We start from the raw sequence: 21,094 nt of genomic DNA, 5'->3' as shown, positions 1-21,094 counted from the left end.
AGCTATTTCTTCTGCTCCAAATCCACCAAGATCCGATTATAAAAGCTGTCATTAAGCTTGTAGAAAACCGTAAATATGATTAGTGAGACCGTAATGACGATCAGCGGGATGCAGGTCATCAAGAAAACAATGCCATCGAGCGTATGCTTCGACTGCACTACATTGGGCACAAAGCCGATTACGGCAAGTGTCGTTCCTACAATAAGCTCCTTAGTTGCGTCACTGAAGCTGCCGATCAGCGATGAAATGGAGACGATCGTCGAATTGTTGCGCTCCCCCGTCTTCCATTCCCCGTAATCGATAATGTCCGCGTAAAATATCGGTACGATCGCTGTTGTGAGGCCAAGCGCCAAATAGAGCAGGATTCCGCCAATATAAACGATATAGAAATGCGTGCTGACGACATCTTTGGCTAGGAATAAGAGGGTGTATCCCGCAATTAACATCGCCGCTGCCAATTGGAAAGCCGATTTTTTTGAAAGCCTTTTCATTAATTTCGGAAATACGATCATCATCGCTACCTGCGATAACCCAACGGTAATACCGAAGGTGGCAAACATGCCTTCATTCCCCATGTTGTATTTAAAGAAATACAGCGCGGTCCCTGTCGTAATAAAGGTCCCTACATTCAAGAAGAAACAGGTGAGGAGCATGACGAGCAGTTGACCGTTGCGCGATACCGCTCTTAGAATGTCTACGAATTTCACGCGATCGACTGCTTCTACTTTGCTTCGTTCCTTGAACATTTTGATGAAGAATAGATTGCTAATGAAGAATAAGGCGGCGAATAGAAGTCCAAGCCGGAAGTAGCCTTCAGCTTGAGTAGCTGCAATAACCGCAATCAGCGGCAGAACCGCGCCCACGGTCGTAAAGTCTCCGAGCACGCTGCCAATCGCGGGAATAACGGAGAGCTTCTGCCTTTCTTCCACATTGCGCGTAAGCGTAGGGAATACCGAGCCCATCGCTGTGCCAAACACGGTATTGAGCAGCCCCCAAAGCACATAAACGATTGAAACGTACACGAGCAGGCTCGTTCCCGAGTAGCCGCTATTCGTAAACATGAAGATGGCAACCGGCGGAATGCCTATCGTGCCAAATAGCAGATAAGGTTTTATTTTGCCCCAGCGGGTCTCTGTACGGTCGATTATGACGCCCATGACCGGTGCGAAGCACATGTTCAATAGTTTGCCGGCAAAAAAAAGCGTGCCAACAAAGGCAACCGGTACTAGTGCAACGTCACTGAAAAAAATCATAATGTACGAGGAGACGAAGCCGCCGAGCAGTCCATTGCCATATGCATTCATACCATACAGCCATTTAAATCCCAAGCTTGTTTTATCTTCCCCCACCGCTCTCATCCCCCGATCCACGTCGACTCTCATGCTCGTCTTCCACTCAGTTCGGATAATACTCGCAGATACTTATTTTCCGTTAAATCGTATCGGCTCAATGGGACAAGCGCGAGCAGCGCTATAGCCCCGGGAATAACCGTAAATGCGACATGAATGCCGTTCAAGGTCGATGCCTGTTGAGCGACATTGGGGACATAGCCAATCATCGATAACGTAAACGCGCCGATTGAGCCGCCGATCGCGGAAGCAACCTTCGTTTTGAAAATATTCGTGGAAAAGACCATGCCCTCTTGCCTGACGCCTGTCTTCCACTCGCCAAACTCAACCGTATCGGTGAGCATGGACATCCGTACGATATCTGCGGCACCATCGGCAAAGCCGCCGATGACATTCCAGATCAGAAGCCATTCAATCGAATGATAACCGGAGAAGTACAAGCCGATCGAAGCTGCGCTTGTTATCGCGGTGGCATACATGGCGACTTTCTTTTTCCCGAATCTGCGGGCAAGCCAAGGCGAACAAATCGCGCCAGCAACGGAAACAATCGCATACAACCCCATAAAGAGAGGCACCATCGACTCGGCTTTGTAATTGTAAGTGAGATAATAGACGGTGAGCACCGATTTGACCGCGAATACCGTTTCGCCGATCAGCATGGAAATAATGAGCAGCCGTAAAGGCTTATTGGCTTTGAACAGTGCCCCTACATGCTTTAAAGTAACTCTTCCCCTGTGACCGGGCTGCGTCTTTTCTTTGACGTTGAAGAAGGTTATGAGCGTAAGCGCAATACTTGCGGCGGCGAATACGGCAGCCACCATCCGCCAGCCCTGCAAGTCATCGCCCCCGCCAAAGGCATTCACTAAAGGCAGCGTAATCACATTCACGCCGATTATGCCGATGACCGCAAGCGTCCGCGGCACCATGACTACACTGCTTCGTTCCTGCGGATTTTGCGTCAGCGAGGCACTCATGGACCAGTACGGAATATCCATCGCAGCAAAGGAAATGCCCCACATCATGTACGTGGCGTAAGCCCAAACTAATTTACCTTCCGGAGCCAGCTGCGGTGACCAGAAGCATAAGATTACGATGGCACCCATAGCGAAGGGACCGAACAACAGGTATGGACGAAATCGCCCCCACCTTGTTTGCGTGTTATCCACCAGATGGCCGATGATGGGGTCGCTTATCGCATCCCACATGCGGGCTATGAAGAACAATGTGCCGATCGCCGCCACGGATATCCCGAAATAGTCCGTATAAAACACGACCAAATAGGTGCTCATTAGGCCATATATAATGTTATTGCCTAAGCTGCCCATCCCGTACGAAACCTTCTCTTTCAAGGTTAGCTTATCAAGATTGCCCGGCATATCCGCTCCCATCCTCTACCTCCTCCCCCCGGTTTCAACGATCATCTTCACCACTTGCAGCGCCAGTCGTTTAGGTTCATAGCGATTCGAATGCAAGGTAAGTTTGACGACTCCGGCTTCTCCGATGGATTTGACCCAGAATGCCGTAGATCCGCCTGTTAAAGCCAGCTGCCGGGGTCCGATAATCGCTCCCGGGCCATCTAATTCGATCGAGACAACCTCATTGGAGAAAGAAAGATCATGGCCGAACTCGTCCACATGCTTCACGGTGACGCGACAGACATCGTAGGTTTCCGCTTCTGTCAGCATCCACTTGTCTGCTGTCATCGTAATTTCTTTGGAGCTTACCGGTCCCTTTTGCACCTTCTTGACAAGCTCGTTATTTCGATAGCCTTCAAACGAGAATGTCAGGGACTTCATCCCCCAGTTGGCGATATAAGTCGTATAGAGGCTTACCGCTTTGTCGTACGACATTTTATACTTGAACATGAGCCTGCCCATTTGGAGTTTATATTTCCATGGCAGCGATTTATTGCCGTATTTTACGATCGCAAGAAGAACCTCTTTGATGACTCGGGCATCTCGCGTTGAGAACGGCTCGTTCCTCTCGATGAGGTGACCGATGAAATCCGTAATGACGATCGGTGGATGCGGCACATTCGGATAAGCGTCCTTGCTAGGATAATAGGTGCCGATAAATTCTCCGTTCTTATACAGCTTGATATAATCACAGTTCGTGAATACGTATACGGCATCGAGCTCTGCTGCTTCCCGCTCGCCTATATTCATTGAAGCGGAGACTTCGAGAATCGGCTTCTCATCCTGCTGCGAGCTGTAGACGTAGGCCGCTGCCTTCGGAATCCTGAACATATCCAGCACGCCGTGATAGCAAATCCGATCCCCGCTGCCGAAATCCTTGTGCGTATTATAATCGAACATGCACCAGCCGATTGCGCCGGCAATACCCGGATCGCCGTACATAGCGTCAAGTACGCGGAGGTGTCGAAGCGCGTGCTCCACCCTTTTCGACTCGTGATCGAATTTCTTCGTCGGAAACATGTGCCCGTTATGCTCCGTAACCAAGTAAGGCACATCCTTCTTAACTACCTTTCGGGGCTTGTGCAGTGCAGCATTCGTACCGCGATGAATGAAATCGTTATACGTGTACACATCCTCCAGCAGCTCGCTTCCCTCGAAGTTCCTCACGCCTCCCGTTTGCCGGGTGTCGTCGAGCGCTCGCGCAACCCGGTTCGTTTCCATATAGAAAGTATGATGATCCGAAGATTCATTAATTCTTACGCCCCAGATGATAATGCTTGGCCGGTTGCGGTCCGTCTTAATCATTTCTTCGATTTGACTTATCGCGGATCGCTGCCATTCTTCGTTACCGATATGCTGCCAGCCCGGAAGCTCATCGAAGACGAGCAGACCAATTTCATCGCATCGATCAAGAAAGTGCCTGGATTGCGGATAGTGAGACAAGCGAACAAGGTTAACGCCTAATTCGTGTTTCAGCATATCTGCATCTGCAGCCTGCGCGCTTCTGGGCATCGCATAACCGACATACGGAAACGATTGATGGCGGTTGAGCCCGCGCAGCTTCATTCGGTGACCGTTTAGCCTGAAGCCATCCTTCCGAAACTCCGCTTCGCGAAACCCGAAACGAACGTTATAGTGATCCACGACGATTTCATTCTGCCTTACATGAATAAGCAGTTCATAGAGATGAGGCTCTTGGCAATCCCATAGCTGAACACGAACATCGTCTAATTGCTTCCTAATGTTGAACTTCTGCTGCGGCTCCGAGGAGAGCATGATCGATCGGGACCAAGCATGTTCCGTCCGTTCGTTCTTCATCAATTGAAATTCGAGCTGGATGACATCCTCTGCATAAGACCTATTGGCCAAATAAACGTCAATATCCAGCCATTTCTTCTCGGTGAGCACATCACGCGTCCGTACGAACACATTGTCTACATATAGGTGCTGCACCCACTCCAGTTGAACCTCGCGGTAGATGCCCCCATAGGTCAAATAATCAATCACATATCCGAATGGCGGGATATCCTCGCGTTCCGTCGAATCCACCATGACAACCAGCACGTTGTCCGCATTGTAAATGAAATAAGGGGTGAGATCACATTGGAACGGCGTGTAGCCGCCTTTATGCTCACACACATAGTGACCGTTCAAATACACCTTGGCGTAACACATAACACCTTCGAACTTTAATCGCGCAAGCTTCCCTCTCTGCGTCTCATCGGCCCATATCCGCTTGCGGTAGCAGCTTACGAATTGGGACAATTCCTCATCAAAATTATTATAGGGAAGCAGCCTATTCGTATGGGGAAGCATCACGGTTTCAAACGAATGGTCATCAAATGACGGATCGATATAGGCTTCTTGAAAATCCTGCGCAAATTTCCAGTCAAAGTTCAGGTGGATGTGCGTTCTCATCCGCGTGCGTCCCCTTGCTCCGCAATCAATATTCCGTTAAACAGAATATCGATCATCTCTTTCAACGCTTCGTCGTAAGTCAGATTCATATCCAGCAAGAACCGATCCTTCAGCATGCGATCCATTGTCCCTACGATTATTTCCTTCAATATCAAGGGATGAATCGGCTTAATCCGCTTCAGCTTAATCCCTTCGTCGATTAATGCCATCGTTTGATCCCAGTCCGCCTGCAAATGGCCTTCGATCTCCGCGAACAGCTCCGGATACGTCTTTTCGATTTCGTAGGCACGCCGGTAATCGAGTACGTCCGAGAATGCAGGCATGATTGGAATAACACGCTTCAGCTTCTCGATCACATCCAGCGAGGTATCGGATAAAATGCGCTGCTCCTGTTCCTTGATACTTGCAAAAGCTTCTTGGATAAACAGACGAATCACATCTTCTTTATTGCCAATTTGCTCATACAGCGTCCTTTTGGAGATGCCCAGCTTGGCAGAAAGGTCGTCCATCGTAAAACGAATCCCCTTCTCGTCGAACGCCTCGATCGCCGCTTTCATGACCCGCGACTTTAATTCCATATCGTACACTTCCTTTACTTCTTCAAAAATGAAAGCGTTTGTAAAACTTAGAAAACTTAAACGGTTTTCTCAGTTTTATTTAAAAGTAACATACCTCTGCGATCTGTACAAGATGTACATCGCAAAGCGCTTTACAGGAAACAGACAGAAAGAAACCATCCAGCCTGGAGAAGCCTTACTCCCCCGGCTGGATGGCCTTTATACTACTGCTTATCACTTCTTGCTATCATATGCCTTTTGATAGATATCTAGATAGTGAGACAGATTCAACCCCTCGAAGCCCTTTATGTAGCTGTCCCATTCGGAATCAGTCAGTGGCTTCGAGCCCGTCACAAACTGCGCCATATTGGAGCGGATGTACTCGTTTATTTGGGTGCGCAGCATAATCGTTTCCTTCGCATCGTTCTCATCCATGAAGATTGTGAGCGGGAATGTCTCTTCCGGCTGTTTGTTCTCGTAATTATTCGCCGTTTCGGTAAAGAGACGGAACTCATAACCCTGTTGGGAGAACATATCAGCCGGTGCTGTCCAAGATTCGCGGATCTCCCGTGTCCGTCTCGTGATGCCCATCTGATCCCATGTATCGTTGGACGTCGTCGTAATATCCCAATATTTCGGCTTCAAGCTGTACTTGGCCGGATTGCCGTGCACATCCTTCTCGCCATCCGGCGCTTTCTCCCAGAAGTTCCCTTCAAGGCCGTACTCGTTCATAATGGCATGCTCTTCGGAATACATGTAATCCGCCATTTTGATTGCCGCGATTGCCTCTTCCTCCGAAGCCTTATTCGTGATTGCAAACTGCCCATTGCCGTATGCCTTATAATAGCCGGCGAAAGCGACTCCGCCAGGACCCGTAAGCGGCGGTACCGTTACATATTCCTTATGGCGATTCTGTCCTTCCGCCAAACTGAAGGCCATGCCGATGTGACCGGCCGTTACGCTGCCGATGACATTGTCGCCTTCTTTGTTGCCTACTTGCGCCATTTGGTCGATATTCTGCGTAAATGCTTCTTTGTCGATCAAACCTTCGCTAAAGAGCTTGTTGATGTAAGTCAAGCCATCGCGCCACTCCGGCTGATTGGCTGCCAGCTGCACTTTACCATCCTTCAAGTAGAAGAAATCTTCATCATTATCATAAATAAAAGCATTCATTAAGAAATTGGACGGAATGGCATGCCAGGTGTTGAATGCGCCGGACAGCGGAACTTCGTCCGCTTTGCCATTGCCGTTCGGATCTTTGGTTTTGAATGCTTTCAGCACCTCGAAATATTCATCCGTCGTCGTCGGCATTTTCAATCCCAGCTTATCCAGCCACGTCTTGTTAATCCACAGCTTCTGCGAATACCAGCAGTGGAAGCAATCGTTAATGTGCGGCAGCGAATATATATTGCCGTCCGGAGCAGTAATCGCGTCCTTCAGATCCTTATCCTCCGTGAACGCACGTTTAATTTCATCGCCGTATTTGTCGATCAGGTCATTCAGCGGTCTAAGAATGCCTTGCTTGCCGTAATCGATTTGCTCCGCTTGCGTGAAGTCGCCGGAGAGGAACACGGCCGGGTAATCGCCGCTCGCCAGAATCAGCTTCTTCTTATCCTTTGCGTTTGCGCTTGGCGTTGCATCGAATTTGAACTTGATATTGAGCTTCTGCTCGATATACTTCGTTACCGCATTCGTATTGATATCCTCGATCTTAGGCGAAACGCTGATGAACGTATTCAGCGTGACCGTTTTTCCGGTATCCACCTTGTTGCCCGATCCGTTATCCGCTCCCTCGCTGCTGTTGCCGGTATTGCCGTTGCTGCTGCATGCCGTGATGATTGACGCGATCATGACTAGTAAAGCTAGCATTTTCGAGCTTCTCTTCATCTTCAAGACAGACGCCTCCTCGATAATTTCAATCTTATCATGCTTCTCTCTTCCCGCACATGCATCCTTACAGCTAACTGCCGGCATCACCTCCAGGATCGAATAGGCCCTGCTATCCTTTCAGGGAGCCGATCAGAATGCCTTGTACAAAATACTTCTGAACAAACGGATAAATCGCGAGCACCGGTACCGTAGCGACGACGATAAGCGAGAATTTCAACAAGTCCCGCAGCCCCTGCATCGCGGACATTTTGTTGGCGTCCACCATCATACTGGAGTCGATGGAATTGAGGATTAGAATATTGCGCAGCACGATTTGAAGCGGAAACAGCTCCTGCGACTTCAGGAAAATTAGAGCCTCGAAGTAGGCATTCCAATGACCGACCGCATACATGAGCACAAGCACGGCCAAGATCGGCTTCGAGAGCGGCAGGACGACCCGCAATAAGAAGCCTAAGTCCGTGCACCCGTCGAGCTCTGCGGCTTCGCCAAGCTCCTTGGGAATGCTGGACTGGAAGAAGGTTCGGGCAATGATGACCTGCCAGACCGCCATTGCGCCGGGAAGGAGCATGGCCCATCTTGTATCCAGAATACCGACGTTCTTCACCGTCAAGTAATACGGAATCAGACCGCCGCTGAACATCATCGTAATGACTAAGATAACCATGATGGCTTGCCTGCCGTAGAACGTCGATTTGGAGAGCGGATACGCCAGCATGACGGTTAAGGTTACATTGATTAAAACCCCGAATGCCGTGTAGAAGAGCGAGTTGCCGTAGCCCGTCATAATCATCGGGTTGGAGAAGATCGCCTTGTATCCGGCTAAGCTGAAGTCTACCGGAAACAACCATACTCTTCCGCTGATTACGGCCTGCGGCGAGCTGAAGGACGAGCTTACGATATACAAGAGCGGATATAGCACGGCCAACAGGATGATCGCCAAGAAGGCGTAAACCAGCGTCAGAAACACCTTGTCTCCGAACGATTCTCGAATTACGTTTGTACGCGCCACCGGTGAACGCCTCCTACCATAAGCTGCTGTCCGATACGCGTCTGGCGAAATAGTTGACGCTTAGCAGCAGAATGAGATTGATGACCGAATTGAATAAATCGACGGCGGCTGAGAAACTGAAATTCGCGCCAAGCAAACCGATTTTATACACGTAAGTCGAGATAACCTCCGAGGTGCTTGTATTGAGCGGGTTTTGCATGAGATAGATTTTTTCAAAGCCCACGTTCATGATCTGCCCGACATTCAAAATAAGCAAAATAATCGCCGCAGGCATGATGCCGGGGATATCGATATGCCATACTTTCTGGATACGCGACGCGCCGTCCACTCGGGCCGCTTCATACAAATCGGTGTTAATGCCGGCTAAAGCCGCCAAATAAATAACCGCGCCGTATCCGATGCCCTGCCACACATTCGACCAAACGAAGATGCTGCTGAAGTAGCTAGGGATACCCATGAAGTTCCTGGCTTCCATGCCAAAAACGCTTAGAAAATGATCGATAAAACCGAGTCTCGGCGACAGAAACAGAATGATCATGGAAACCATGACGATCGTCGAGATGAAATAAGGCGCGAACGTCACCATTTGCACGATTCGTTTGAAGCGCATGTTTCGCACCTCATTCAGCGCAAGGGCCAGAATAATCGGTGCGGGAAACCCGACGAGCAGCGAGTAAAGACTGATTACAAGCGTGTTCTTGATCAGCAGCCAGAAGTTCGGCGATTTGAAGAAGGTGTTGAAATTCGTTAAGCCGACCCATTCGCTTCCGAGAAAGCCTCGTACCGGGCTGAAATCCCGAAAGGCGATTTGAGCGCCGTACATGGGGATATATTTGAAAATAAACAAATAGGCAAGCGGGAGCAGAACAAGCAGATAGAGCTGCCAATGCCGCTTCACGCGTTTGCCCCGATCCCTCAGCAGGAGCGAGGTGCCGCTGACACGAACTTCCGATTTCTTCCTTTCGATGACCCCTGTCGATGAAGGCATGTTGTCCCATCACATCCCCTATTGAAGTGTTGGCCTTGATTGCTTTTTACGATATAGGAGGCAAGGCACAGCCCGCAACAACCACTAATCCACCTGATGTTCAATTTTCCAAAGCCGCGCCATTGCTGGCTTTCCCTCCTCTATCGCTCAACTTTCCGCGAGCGCTCAACTTTCCGATTTCCGCATATGAACGACAATAGAGGCCGCCCACGAGCAATGCTTCTGCTCAGGACAGCCTCTATGATTTACATCGCGTGGCGCTTACGAAAATCGACCGGTGATATACCTTCCACTTTACGAAAAACTCGCCTGAACGTGGCTGCATTCAAGTAACCGACATGCTCCCCGACTTCTTGGATGGAATCCCGATCCTCGAGCAGCCGCTTCTTCGCTTCGGCAATTCGCAGCTGGCATAAGTAATCGAGGAAGTTCTCGCCGAACTCTTCTTTAAAGAGCTGGCTGATATATTTGGCACTGATGCCGAATTTATCCCCGAGATACTCCAGCGACAAATCGGGATTGGCGTAGTGTTGTCCGATGTAACCGCGAATGTTCTGCAGAAGCTGGTGATGCAGACGACCGCTGTACATTCGCCCCATCTTGTCGGCGAAGGACTGAAGCGTCACGCAAAACAGGTTTTGCAGCTCGTCAAGCGTGTCAAACTCGTCTATGATTTGCCTTAAAGATACCGCAGCCTCGGACATCCAAACCTCATAATAATCCTTCGAAGCCTGAGAGAGCTGCAGATCCATATGTGCGACAAAATAGCGGCATAGTTCGTCGATCTCGCTCTTAGGCAGACAGCAGTTTCGCATGCCGCTGAACATGGCGTCGAAACTCTCCCTCCAGTTCTCTTCATGAAGGCGAAATTGCTGGATTAACCGATGAATCGCCTGCAGGTGCTTGTTGGTCTCTTTCACAGTTGCACCTTGCTGCGTTTCGCTGTAATAGATGACCCGGTTGTGACCAAGGGCAGCCTTAAAAGTCAGTGCCTCGAGTGCTTGTTTATTGGAAGCTCCCGCCCCATCGGCTGCCTCCTCTCCAAGCCCGATGGTTACCGAGAAGGCCAGATGCTGATGGATCCATGCGGTTATGTGCTCGCAGATCGATTCTGCCTTTTCATTAGAGGTGTCCGGTATGAACAGAATGCCTGTCAGTTGCAGCGGGGTTGTCCACTCCAGCCAGATCGGAATATTGTGCTGGGTGTACAGTTCATGGGCCGCACTGCTGATGACGAATTTGAACAAGGATTGGTCGCGGCTTTTATACTGATTGAATACTTGCTCCGGATGATCAATTTCAATGACGAATACCCGCTGTTTATCGTGCTGCGGCAGCACCGACAGGTCACCGGCTTCCGCCTGTGCGCCTTGCTCAAACTGCAGCAACTCCCTGAAGGTGGCTTTCTGCTTCCGGGCGGCCGATGCTTCGGCTTCTTTGCGAAACAGCTTGGTCTGCTCGGCAAAGTTGTTGATCGCCGTCTCGATGAACGTAAACTCATCCACCGCGAGCCTTCCAAGCGTTGGCTTCCCTGATCCGAATTGATCTTGAATACGGAAAACGAGCTCTTCGATCGGCTTATAATTTTTGCGAGTGATGTACACGATCGATACGCCGCCGGCTAGAAAAATAATCAATCCCAGCACGAGCCAAATGCTTGAGAGGTTCGACATCACGGATACGATTTTTCCATTCACGATGCCGCTATCTACCGTCCAACCGGAATACGGGGATGTAAGGCTCGCCAGTACCTTCCCGGTTTCGAACGACTCATCCTGCTTGAACAACGGCTCGCCCTCGCGATCGTACAATTGGACGAACGCTTGCTGCGGATCGTACATTTCCTTGATGATGTTCCGAAGTGATGCCGCGCTGACATTCACAACAACGAGCCCGTCGGCGCCGGGTCCGACGGATACCTTGTGCACGAGACTGATGACATTTTTGGGCTTCTGCGCGACCAGCTCACGGTAGGGCCGGATCGAGCTCCACGAGGAGGAATTACTCTCCTTGCTGTACCGCTGACTGCGAATAAAAGCGACGTCTTCGAAGTCGTTCAGCTTGGTTGTCATTCCGCTGAAGACTATACCATCCTTATAACGGACCAAATAATAGGAGTCGATAATCGACATTTCATGCTGCAGCTGCAACATCCGATTAACAACCTGATAGTTCAGGAATACGTTATCGCTGCCGCTTTCAAGGAAGAAATCGTTCAGCAGCTTGCTGGATACCAGCTCGCGGATCATCATCGTGTCAAGCGTTTTCAAACTGACATCGACGGTTTGGAGCAGCTGCCCTGCGAACACCTTGCTGGATTCTTTCGTATTGCGGTTGCTTTGCTCGACGAGCGTCTGGAAGAAAACGAAGAAGAGAAAGGAGAACATGATGAAGAATATCGGGAGGTAAGACCATATCATCTTTCGCAGCCATGTACGGGTCAAAGTACCATCATTCCTTTATAAGGAAGTTTGCTCGCGTTCATAGGGAATCCCCTAATGTAACCGCATTCATACATTACTTCTCATTATACCGATAGGTGTATTCATCGTCTATGTTGTGTATGGAAGGGAACCAACTTAATTTCCAGATTATGATCTAGAAGATCGATATCAAATAACAAAGTCCCGGTGACCCATTGCTGGATCACCGGGACTTTCTACGATCACCGGAATGGCGATTAGATGAGAGCCGCCTTACTTCATTTTTTGTTTTACTTTCTCCAGCACGGCTTCTCTTCTCGCCCGGCGTTTGTCTAATATCTCTTCTTGGGTTCGGTCTTTGACAGGAACGGGCTTCGGACAAAATGGAACAATCTTCTTTTTACTCATTACTATTCACCCTTCTTGAGAGAATAGTAGTCAGTATTGCCTTGGAAGCCATCTATTAAACAGAAAAGGCCGCTTGGTATCTACCAAGCCGCCTTCATATTATCGCGTTAATTGATATAAACGTTCGATGGTTTGCTCTGTCGTGGAAGTCAGCTGACCGATCCGCTTCAGCAGCTGCTCACGCTGTTCCCGGCGCTTCTGGATAATCGTTTGCTGAGAAACATCCTTTACCACTCGAATCGTACCCGCAAGCTCAGCAACATTAGTTTGCTCCGGCATCCAAGTCAGCCTCCTTCTGAGCGATCATTCGCTTCTGAATCGTGAGACAAAACGCGTGGATCACTCTACGAATCTGTCTTGACTCTATGATATCATTATCTAAAATCAGAGACAAGGCACGTTCATCGTCATCATCAAAGTGAAAACACCACACCCACGTTTCCCCTTCCAGCATGTCCATGCGAAACGAGACGACATGCCTTCCCGGATACGGATTGTTGGAGTAGGCTTGTCCCATCTGATCTTTAGCCGCGGCTACAGCTGCAAAGTCATCATCGCCATCCAGATCAAGGTCTCTTTTCTTCCCCGTAGTCCCTTTGTCCATGATGAGCTTGAGGGTATTTCCTTCCTGGCGGTACAACGAAAAGCCGGATACGAAATCCAAATCGGTAAATGCCAGCGCGTCATTGACGTAGCGATATTGATTCTCCGTTATTGCCTTAAGAACCTTCGTTAACGTGTAAACCGCACTATCCGACGCTATCAATTCATCCTTCAGTGTAGCGATTGCCGCTTCTTGCTCGGTGATCGTGGACTTCAGCTCAGCAATGCTGTTTTGCATGAAATCATGCTGACTTTGCGAGTAGGCTACGACATAAGCGACGCTGGAGGGATCTTGATCATTCTGGCTGAATACGGCGTTAACGAGCGTATACAATCCATCAAAGGTAAAGTCATCCTTCTTCACAAAAGGAGCCCAAACCTGTTCGTACTCACGAGGACGTTTGGCCTTGAAGGCTTCCACATGAAACTCAGGCTGCCCGATCGAGGCCATCTTATGGATATAGGCTTGTACGAGCAAATAGTAGATGACGCAAATTAGCGCTATGGCTGCCATTATGCCGATCCAGAGCGGCCACTGCGCGTAGTTCCCAGCTGCAACGCCGGTTGCGATAGGTCCGATTATGGGCAGCGTGGTCCAGGAGATCCCTTTAACCAGCTTAGCCTGCTTGAAATAGCCGCTAACCGTTTTCACCGGCCCCTTCCAAGCTTTGCCGCGCCAGCTCTCCCCATTCTGATTCCGCATTGTTCTAATGATCGGGTCAATATCGCCCTTTATCTCGCTCAGGTAGCTATGATAATTGGTCTGAATCGATTTGATTACCATTCCTGATTGATCACCTCAATTCATGATACTACAATCCTTCGGCGTAATCATAGATGTTCGTCCAACTAGATATATCGTCATAATTACGTCATTCAGGTAACGCCAGTTCGTAGTTGAGGCCGAGAGCACTGGTATATAGTATGGATGCTAATTACAAATTAGCAGGCTTTCTCTTCTATCACGTACAGTCTGGAGATGTACACCGCCTGGGGAAGGAGGAAATGATCTCACAGAAAGGAAAATGGTTCTCACTATTGTAAGCGTTGTCAGAAGCAAAATAAACGGAGGTGCCAATTATGAAGAAAAAGAAATCATTCGTATCGATATTGACCCTGTTTATGATACTCTCTACATTCTTGATGTTTGATAACAAAGCAGCTCATGCGGCAACTGTAACCAGTAATGCATCTGATGATGCAACCATGTGGGGAACCAGTTTAATCGGTCCTACGGCAAACACGATGGCTGTTAATTTCGGTCAAGACAAAAGATCGTACTTGAAATTCAATGTCACTAATTCAGGTACGATAACGACTGCCGTTCTGAACGTGAAGTGCATTACAGGCGGAGTTGCGAACATCGGCGCATATGCGGGGACAGGCAATAACACTTGGGATCAGTCAACCCTGGCCTGGAATAACCAACCTGCTCTTGGTGCCTTGCTTGATTCCAAGAATATGACCTTTGTGGCAGGAACCGTCTATTCGTTCAATGTCGCACCGCTTATAAACGGCAATGGAACGTATTCGATCATCTTAAAGGGGATCTCCGGAAACGAAGTTATTTTCTCCACCAAAGAAGGAACAAGCGTGCCGAACGTGGTTACAACAACCACTACGACTCCGCCTCCGACCGGACCCGATCTTACCGGATACACCTTATTGAGAGACTATTCGTTTGGCACTTCCCGGAATGTGAACAGTCTTACATCCCTTTCCAATTCATTTAACGCATATGGTGTTGCAGGAACAACGGTCATTAACAATGAATGGCAGCGATATCAACCTATTAATGCTACCAATCACCATTTAACAGCTACAACTCTGGAATTAACTGCTACGCCAAACTTAGGCGGCGTCTATGACGGAGGCATAAGCAGCGGTCAAATCACGACGAAAGAAACCTTTTATCCTTACGATGGGAAAACGTATATCTTTCAGCTAAGAGCAAAAATACCGAAAAAGGTCGGAGCTTGGCCGGCATTCTGGCTGTATTCCCCAGGCGGTGCCGGATCAACCGCTTCTGAGATTGATATCTTCGAATTCTTTGATACACCTACGCAGAATACGTATGACTGGACGGGATTCGATCATGGAGACGGTGTATTCTCGGACTATTACAGCATCATGACCAATCAATGGGTATGGCATCCCGGAACGGATTTTTCAAATGACTATCATCTGTATACCTTGATTTGGAAGGAAGGCAACCTCCAGAAATGGGTGGACGGCACGCTGGTAAAAGGGACTCTCTTTAGATGGGACGGACCGGCTCCGCAGGTTCTCATTGACCTTGCCATGGGTGGAAATACGAACAACAATCCCGTAGCCTCCTCATTCCCTGCCGTGTTCTCCTTAGATTACTTCCGTGTTTACGTCAAATAATTCATAGAGCAGTAAAAAACCTCCATCAGTTTAACTGATGGAGGTTTGAATACTATCTTTTGCCTTCACATGATAACGACCGATCTTTATGCTTGTTTGCTTTGAAACATACAGCTTGCTCACAAGTGCCAGATCATTGATTCCATCCCTCAGCCACGAGCGCCAGATATAGAATCGCCGTTGATAGCCGCCGGGGTAATACTTTCCGATTAACTCGCCATTCACATAAATCAAAGTAAAGTCATCCATCCCATTCAACTCTACATACATAGGGCTAACCAAGTCATTATGTTCTATATATGCAAATTGACTCCGTGCTATCTTCAAGGATCCATCCTGTTGCTCGTCTGAATTATTCAGGCTTACTCCCTCATAGGTACCCAGCTCTCCATGGATTGCAGCTTGAATCCCTGATGCTAACGGAGTAAAGCTCGCAACTCCCTCGATAGCGGCATTGTAGAAGGAAATACTCGCGGGCTGAAGAACGCCTCCGCCTCTTGGTCCCTTCAAACAGCGCAATAGCACTTGGTTTTGTTCTCCGAATCTTACCCAAGGTGTAATATCCCAATATTTAGGGCTATTCTCGAATCCCCAGTTGCTCCAGCCTTGCCAAATCGCTGCGAGATGCTTGCCATTCACATAAAGGGCGTAAATTAAGTCAGCATCCCTAATTTCTAGCAGAACCCGAGTTCCGGCATACTTCGCATCCGCATAGAACTGTGTTCGGTTTAAGATTTCACCGGAGCCCGTAAAATCCACATTGGCATCTTTGATCAGATTGCCTTCCGAGCCAAATTCGAAAGTGGACCAATTCTCCGTCTCCTGACCAAGAGCTGCGATATGGATGCCGATTTCTTGCGCATAGCCATCATCATGATAGGAGAGTAGCTGATCCCGTTCTTCGAATAAATCGTCTTTCTCATCCTTGGTGAACAACATCTTCCGTTCCCAGCTCACCAGCTCTTCGGAATGGAGGGCATCCACATACAAAGGCAGCATCATGCCGCTTAAAGCCGGATCCAGGGCCATATCTTTGTCATGCCCCGTAGAGTAGCAGCGAAGAGTAAGCCTGTTACTCCCGGTTAATAGATTGTTTAACCGGAGCTTCATGGTCCGTTGTCCCGAAGCTGCCCATTCATCATTGATAAACAGATCAAAGTAATCATTAATCTCTGGTATCAGCAATTGATGCTCCCCACCGTCGCTGATCCATTCACTTGTGTACACTGCATAGCCGCAATCGGTATGTCCATTTCTCTCAAAAGGGACCCCTAGATTGGTTTTCTTTGCTCCAACCTGCGAGGAGATAAATGGCTTCTCCCAATTCCGGCAAATCTCCCACTTCACGATTTCCGTGTCCTGAAGATTAGGAGCTGTATGATGAGAAGCAGTATAGGTGATTTGCTTCATCGATGCATCTGCTCGGCGTATTAGAGTCAACTCATGGCTCGCGCCGGGTTCAGCTTCCACTCGAATATGATCGGTAGAACCTGACCATTCCGCATAGTAAAGATCCGAAATCAGCAGATCCCGTTTGCCGCCGACTTCCGGCCCAAACCACGTATGCATAGCCCGATCACGCGAAATCACCACAATGCGATAGGCATCCAAGCTTATCCATTGGTCCTCCGTTTGATGTGTGAACGAGATTGTTAATTCCTGCCCGCGCCACGCTGTCTTCACCGCTCCGGAACCGGTAACATGCGGCAGCAGCTCGCTGTTCCACATCAGCTTCAATTCATTTTCCTGTCCGATCTCGCCAAATACAATACAAACGTTCGAATCCCTATAGAGGAATTCAGCTGAAGCATGAATCCATTTCAAGCGCTCATGTAAAGCGAATTGCAAGGGATATATCCGTGTTTCCATCGGCTGCAGCACGGTTCTGGTTGGAAATACGTCCAGCAAGGATGATTCCCAGGTAAAGGCCTGTATTTCATCGGACGCATTGCTGAATGCAAGCAGCTGGTTTCCGCGAAGAATAACAAGGACTTCGGAAGGAACGCCAGTTATACCCGCTTCTGTGCCCGTCTTGATTATCGGCTCTTCGACCAATAAGGATTCGAAGGAAAGCAGCTGGGCATGCGTAGTCTTGTAGCGATAGTACAATTCCCCGAGTTCGCCCCACTCTTCGATTGCAGCTTCATTATAATAACGATTGGGGAAAAACTTAGCCGGCTGCATCCCCGGATCGGTTCCACCGGCAAACATAAAGTAGTTCAGCCCTGCACAGCCGTTAATAAACGCAAGCTTCGTCAAGCTTTCCAGCCATACGCGCGGTAAATGTCCCATCGTGGTGATGTCCGAACTTTGAGCTGTGTTTAACCAGCCTGCTTCAAATTCCTGGCTGAAGATCGGCTTATCTGGATGTGTCTTCCGATAGTTCTGAAAGTAAGCAGAGACTTCCCTTACTTGATCCGGAGCAGGCGTAGGATAGAAATCAAATGCCCCCAGCAGTCCCTCTTCTGCATAATAATCGCCGTTATTCAGCACGATAGGCACCTTGATACCGAGCTCTTGCACCTTATTGGCCAATTGAAGCAAATACGGCTTATTCCCGTAACCGAACTCATTCTCCACTTGCCAAAGGATTACATTGCCGCCCTCCGTAATTTGAGTGCCTTTCAACAAGGGAGTAATCGTATCCAACCAGCGATTTAAGTAACGAAGAAAAGCAGGGTCGCCGGTTCTCGTTCTCACGTCTTCCGACCAAATCCAGCCTGGGAATCCCCCGCCCGAAATTTCGTCGCAGACATATCCGCTTGGCTTTAAGATGCCAAGAAGCTGGTTCTGCTGCGTGCATGCGACGAATTCGGCGATATTCCACCGACCGGAGAAGTCGAACTGCTCTTTCTCTCTCTCATGCAACCCCCAAGGTACGTAGGTGCTTATACAATTCAAGAGATTGGCCTTTAATTTGCGAATACGATCCTCCCATTCAATCGGATCCGTTTTGAAATAAGACAATTCCCCGGAGATCACCAGTCTGCTCTTGCCATAAATTCGAATAAAGGATTCATCGCAGCTTATTATTTCGTTACGGTTATTGGCCACTATATAGTCTCCCTATCGCTCAATGCCTGCCGAATGCTCATCTCTAACGGAGAGTAATCCCGAGGATTCTCTCGGTTCAAATTCATGCGTTCTTTTAAAGGGGTGGTGCGGTTGCACATGAAACGTGGGATGCCGTTATGGTTCGGCGATGCCGTGTGATACAGAAACGGATGACAGAGAATGACATCGCCCGGAGAGCCGGTCGTTTCAACCACGCGCAGTTGAATGCCCTCTGAATCCCTATGCAGCGTGTTCATAAAGGTATGAATGCGTTTTTCCGCGGTAGAAGCATACTTCCCGCTCGTTATTCCGGTCAATTGGGCTAAATAGGGATGCTGCATATTTAGCGCATCTATGGCAGCCTGTGATTCAAGTCCTTCCGGATGCCGAGCCAAGAAGCGAGCAACCAGCTTATGTGAGCCTTCAAGCACCAGCGTACCGCCGCCACGAGGCGCAATGTCGGAGAAAAGGCAAAGACACAGCAGTCCCTGCTCCGGACTATCTACATAGTGACGGAAATGAATGCCGTCCCAATGCCAGCCTTCCGTTGGAACCGTCCATTCTTTCTCTGCTCCCAGCGCAAAGTTAACCGGCCACCAGCCCCACGTGGAATGAATCTCGTCGACGCCGTATACACCTTTATCCGTCCATCTCTCTTCGCCAATCAACTCTTCAATCGCATTAGCCATCCGCAGCGTGTTACATTGATCAAATGCCGGACTCCGATAGGCTTCCTGAATGTATATCATCGGTTGTGTCCAAGTCGATGGATCTTCTTGCAAGATCCCTCTCTCTCGGAGCTTCTCCCATAGAAATTGCTGGCAGGCGTGCGCGGTTTCCCGTGGAAAAGCCTGCTCGACCTTCACCCAGCCCCGTTCCTTGAAATGCTCGATTTGCTCGAAGTTAAGCACACGATTATGCATCGTATTCCTCCTTGGTATAAATAAGGCTAACGCTCCGTAGAGCGTCAGCCTTTGTGATGGTATGTGAATTATTTCGACGTTTTTACCCATTCATCCAGTTGCTTCTGTTTCTCTGCAATAATTTTATCTACGCCAATGGATTTCAATTTATTGATGTACTTCGGTAGGAATTCGCTAGGATCCACAGTTCCGGTGAATAAAGCAGGCTCGAATTCCTTCTTCGCATTGTTGAACGCCGCAATTTCATTCTTCACCGGTTCCGGATTAAACACGAAACCAAGCACGCTCGATTTCTCCGCAGATTCATTGAACTTCAAGAAGTTGTCCCACTTGTTCGGGTTCTCATTCGCCCACAGATAATCGTTAAACTGATTGCCGAACATCCAAGCCCCATTCAGTACATAACCTGATGTTGTAGCATCTACGCCTTCCGGGAAGTCAATCACGTTATCGCTTTTCTTCACGAAATGTTTACCTTCAATACCGAACGCGAGCAGGTTAACTAAGTATTTGTCGGTGTAGAGGAGATTCAGGAACATCATCGCACGATCCGGATCTTTCGAGGTTCTGGAGATCGATGTCATCGAGCCTGTTGTATCAGCTGTTCTAACAATCGGCTTTGTTAACTCTACCTGCACAAATTGAACGCCGTTAGCCAAACTATCTTCCGCATCTTTACCCGGCTTCAGCTGCTGTACGTAGGAGAAGGCTTTACCTGCTTTGAGCGCTCCCGAGATATCTGCTGCCGTTGCCGCATCCTTGTTCACATAGCCGGCCAAGAACCATTTGCGTGCCAAATCCAATTCCGCTTTCACTTGAGGCGTTTCAATGCTGGACACGACTTTAAAATCGCCCGCCCCCCGTACTACCGATCCAGGGCTGCTGTCTCCTAAATCTTCGAAATTCATCGGATTATAAATCCAATCCACGCTTGTATCTTTATTCAGGTACAGCGGAACAACACCGGACTCTTTCTCTTTGATCATTTGATAGATCGGTTCCAAATCTTCAACCTTTTTAATTTGCGTAATATCGATTTTGTATTTATCTACCAGATCCTTGCGGAGCATCACACCTGCTTGGCTGGCAAGTTCTTTATTAATAGGTATACCATAAGAGCGTCCATTCACTTTCGAACCCTCGAGCAGCGCAGGGTTGATCACTGCTTTCAGATCAGGTGCATCCTTATCAATAAGATCGGTCAAATCGATAATATTGCCTTGCTGAATCTTCGTGCCGAAGTTATCCCAGTTCATCGTCTGAAGCAAGTCAAACTGCTCACTTGAGGCGAATTTTAAGTTTACTTTGTCCTGCCAGCTGCCCCAGTCAATGACATCCAACTCAAACGTTGCATTGATTTTATCTTTGAGATACTTGCTGATTTCCTCATTGACCAATGCCAAATCTTTCGGCACCGCTCCGCCTGGCACGACCATCTTCAGCTTGTATGGCGCCAGTTCCGGCGTCGCCGGGGTTTCATTGGTCGTCGAAGTTTCATTGGTCGTCGTTTCTTGCTTTGTATCGTTTGCCGGCTGCTCGTTGCTTGCATTCTGTTCGTTATTTTTTCCGCAGCCTGACAACAATAGAGAAGCTGAAACAATGGTGGCTACAACGAGTGGAGCTGCTTTTTTCATTTTTTTCATACAAACCCTCCTGAGTATATTTATCT

Annotated in this window: 15 protein-coding genes; 1 reads left to right on the top strand and 14 read right to left on the bottom strand. The window is 48.7% G+C overall.

Annotated elements, in window-relative coordinates:
- Positions 1 to 2 precede the first annotated feature (2 nt).
- The 11 genes from AC50Y3_RS07480 to AC50Y3_RS07430 all read right to left on the bottom strand — a co-directional run bounded on the left by AC50Y3_RS07480 (position 3) and on the right by AC50Y3_RS07430 (position 13,844).
- Positions 3 to 1,382, bottom strand: a complete 1,380-nt coding sequence (locus tag AC50Y3_RS07480; RefSeq protein WP_494818146.1) for a glycoside-pentoside-hexuronide (GPH):cation symporter — start codon at positions 1,380 to 1,382, stop codon at positions 3 to 5.
- A complete protein-coding gene (locus AC50Y3_RS07475; protein ID WP_494818145.1) occupies positions 1,379 to 2,737 on the bottom strand; it encodes a glycoside-pentoside-hexuronide (GPH):cation symporter in 1,359 nt (452 codons plus the stop codon). The genes AC50Y3_RS07480 and AC50Y3_RS07475 overlap by 4 nt, the downstream gene beginning before the upstream one ends.
- Positions 2,738 to 2,740: 3 nt before the next feature.
- Entirely contained in the window at positions 2,741 to 5,182 is a 2,442-nt protein-coding gene (locus tag AC50Y3_RS07470) for a glycoside hydrolase family 2 protein (protein ID WP_494818144.1), read from the bottom strand.
- A complete protein-coding gene (locus AC50Y3_RS07465; protein WP_494818143.1) occupies positions 5,179 to 5,760 on the bottom strand; it encodes a TetR/AcrR family transcriptional regulator in 582 nt (193 codons plus the stop codon). The genes AC50Y3_RS07470 and AC50Y3_RS07465 overlap by 4 nt, the downstream gene beginning before the upstream one ends.
- 213 nt (positions 5,761 to 5,973) lie before the next feature.
- A complete protein-coding gene (locus AC50Y3_RS07460) occupies positions 5,974 to 7,632 on the bottom strand; it encodes a type 2 periplasmic-binding domain-containing protein (RefSeq protein WP_494818142.1) in 1,659 nt (552 codons plus the stop codon).
- 106 nt (positions 7,633 to 7,738) lie between these two features.
- Positions 7,739 to 8,638, bottom strand: a complete 900-nt coding sequence (locus tag AC50Y3_RS07455) for a carbohydrate ABC transporter permease (protein WP_494818141.1) — start codon at positions 8,636 to 8,638, stop codon at positions 7,739 to 7,741.
- Between the two features lie 13 nt (positions 8,639 to 8,651).
- Positions 8,652 to 9,626: an ABC transporter permease gene (locus tag AC50Y3_RS07450; protein WP_494818140.1), complete on the bottom strand. Its 975-nt coding sequence runs from the start codon at positions 9,624 to 9,626 to the stop codon at positions 8,652 to 8,654.
- A gap of 245 nt (positions 9,627 to 9,871) precedes the next feature.
- A complete protein-coding gene (locus AC50Y3_RS07445) occupies positions 9,872 to 12,070 on the bottom strand; it encodes a helix-turn-helix domain-containing protein (protein WP_494818139.1) in 2,199 nt (732 codons plus the stop codon).
- A gap of 252 nt (positions 12,071 to 12,322) precedes the next feature.
- Positions 12,323 to 12,457 (bottom strand): hypothetical protein, encoded by a 135-nt coding sequence (locus AC50Y3_RS07440; protein ID WP_494818138.1) that lies wholly within the window; start codon positions 12,455 to 12,457, stop codon positions 12,323 to 12,325.
- A gap of 99 nt (positions 12,458 to 12,556) precedes the next feature.
- Positions 12,557 to 12,736, bottom strand: coding sequence for a hypothetical protein (locus AC50Y3_RS07435; protein ID WP_494818137.1), 180 nt, complete (start codon positions 12,734 to 12,736; stop codon positions 12,557 to 12,559).
- Positions 12,720 to 13,844: a hypothetical protein gene (locus AC50Y3_RS07430; RefSeq protein ID WP_494818136.1), complete on the bottom strand. Its 1,125-nt coding sequence runs from the start codon at positions 13,842 to 13,844 to the stop codon at positions 12,720 to 12,722. The genes AC50Y3_RS07435 and AC50Y3_RS07430 overlap by 17 nt, the downstream gene beginning before the upstream one ends.
- Positions 13,845 to 14,140: 296 nt before the next feature.
- On the opposite strand from AC50Y3_RS07430, the gene AC50Y3_RS07425 reads away from it, so the two are divergent.
- Entirely contained in the window at positions 14,141 to 15,448 is a 1,308-nt protein-coding gene (locus AC50Y3_RS07425) for a CBM96 family carbohydrate-binding protein (RefSeq protein ID WP_494818135.1), read from the top strand.
- Positions 15,449 to 15,478: 30 nt separating this feature from the next.
- Here the strand turns inward: AC50Y3_RS07425 and AC50Y3_RS07420 are convergent, their stop codons facing one another.
- The 3 genes from AC50Y3_RS07420 to AC50Y3_RS07410 all read right to left on the bottom strand — a co-directional run bounded on the left by AC50Y3_RS07420 (position 15,479) and on the right by AC50Y3_RS07410 (position 21,068).
- A complete protein-coding gene (locus tag AC50Y3_RS07420; protein ID WP_494818134.1) occupies positions 15,479 to 18,502 on the bottom strand; it encodes a beta-galactosidase in 3,024 nt (1,007 codons plus the stop codon).
- A complete protein-coding gene (locus AC50Y3_RS07415; RefSeq protein ID WP_494818133.1) occupies positions 18,502 to 19,425 on the bottom strand; it encodes a phytanoyl-CoA dioxygenase family protein in 924 nt (307 codons plus the stop codon). The genes AC50Y3_RS07420 and AC50Y3_RS07415 overlap by 1 nt, the downstream gene beginning before the upstream one ends.
- Positions 19,426 to 19,493: 68 nt before the next feature.
- Complete coding sequence (locus AC50Y3_RS07410; RefSeq protein ID WP_494818132.1) at positions 19,494 to 21,068, bottom strand: ABC transporter substrate-binding protein; 1,575 nt, start codon at positions 21,066 to 21,068, stop codon at positions 19,494 to 19,496.
- Between the last annotated feature and the right edge of the window lie 26 nt (positions 21,069 to 21,094).

The organism is Paenibacillus sp. J22R98 (assembly GCF_059383835.1).
The sequence above is the reverse complement of the archived record's forward strand: the minus strand, read 5'-3'. Positions and strand labels throughout refer to the sequence as shown.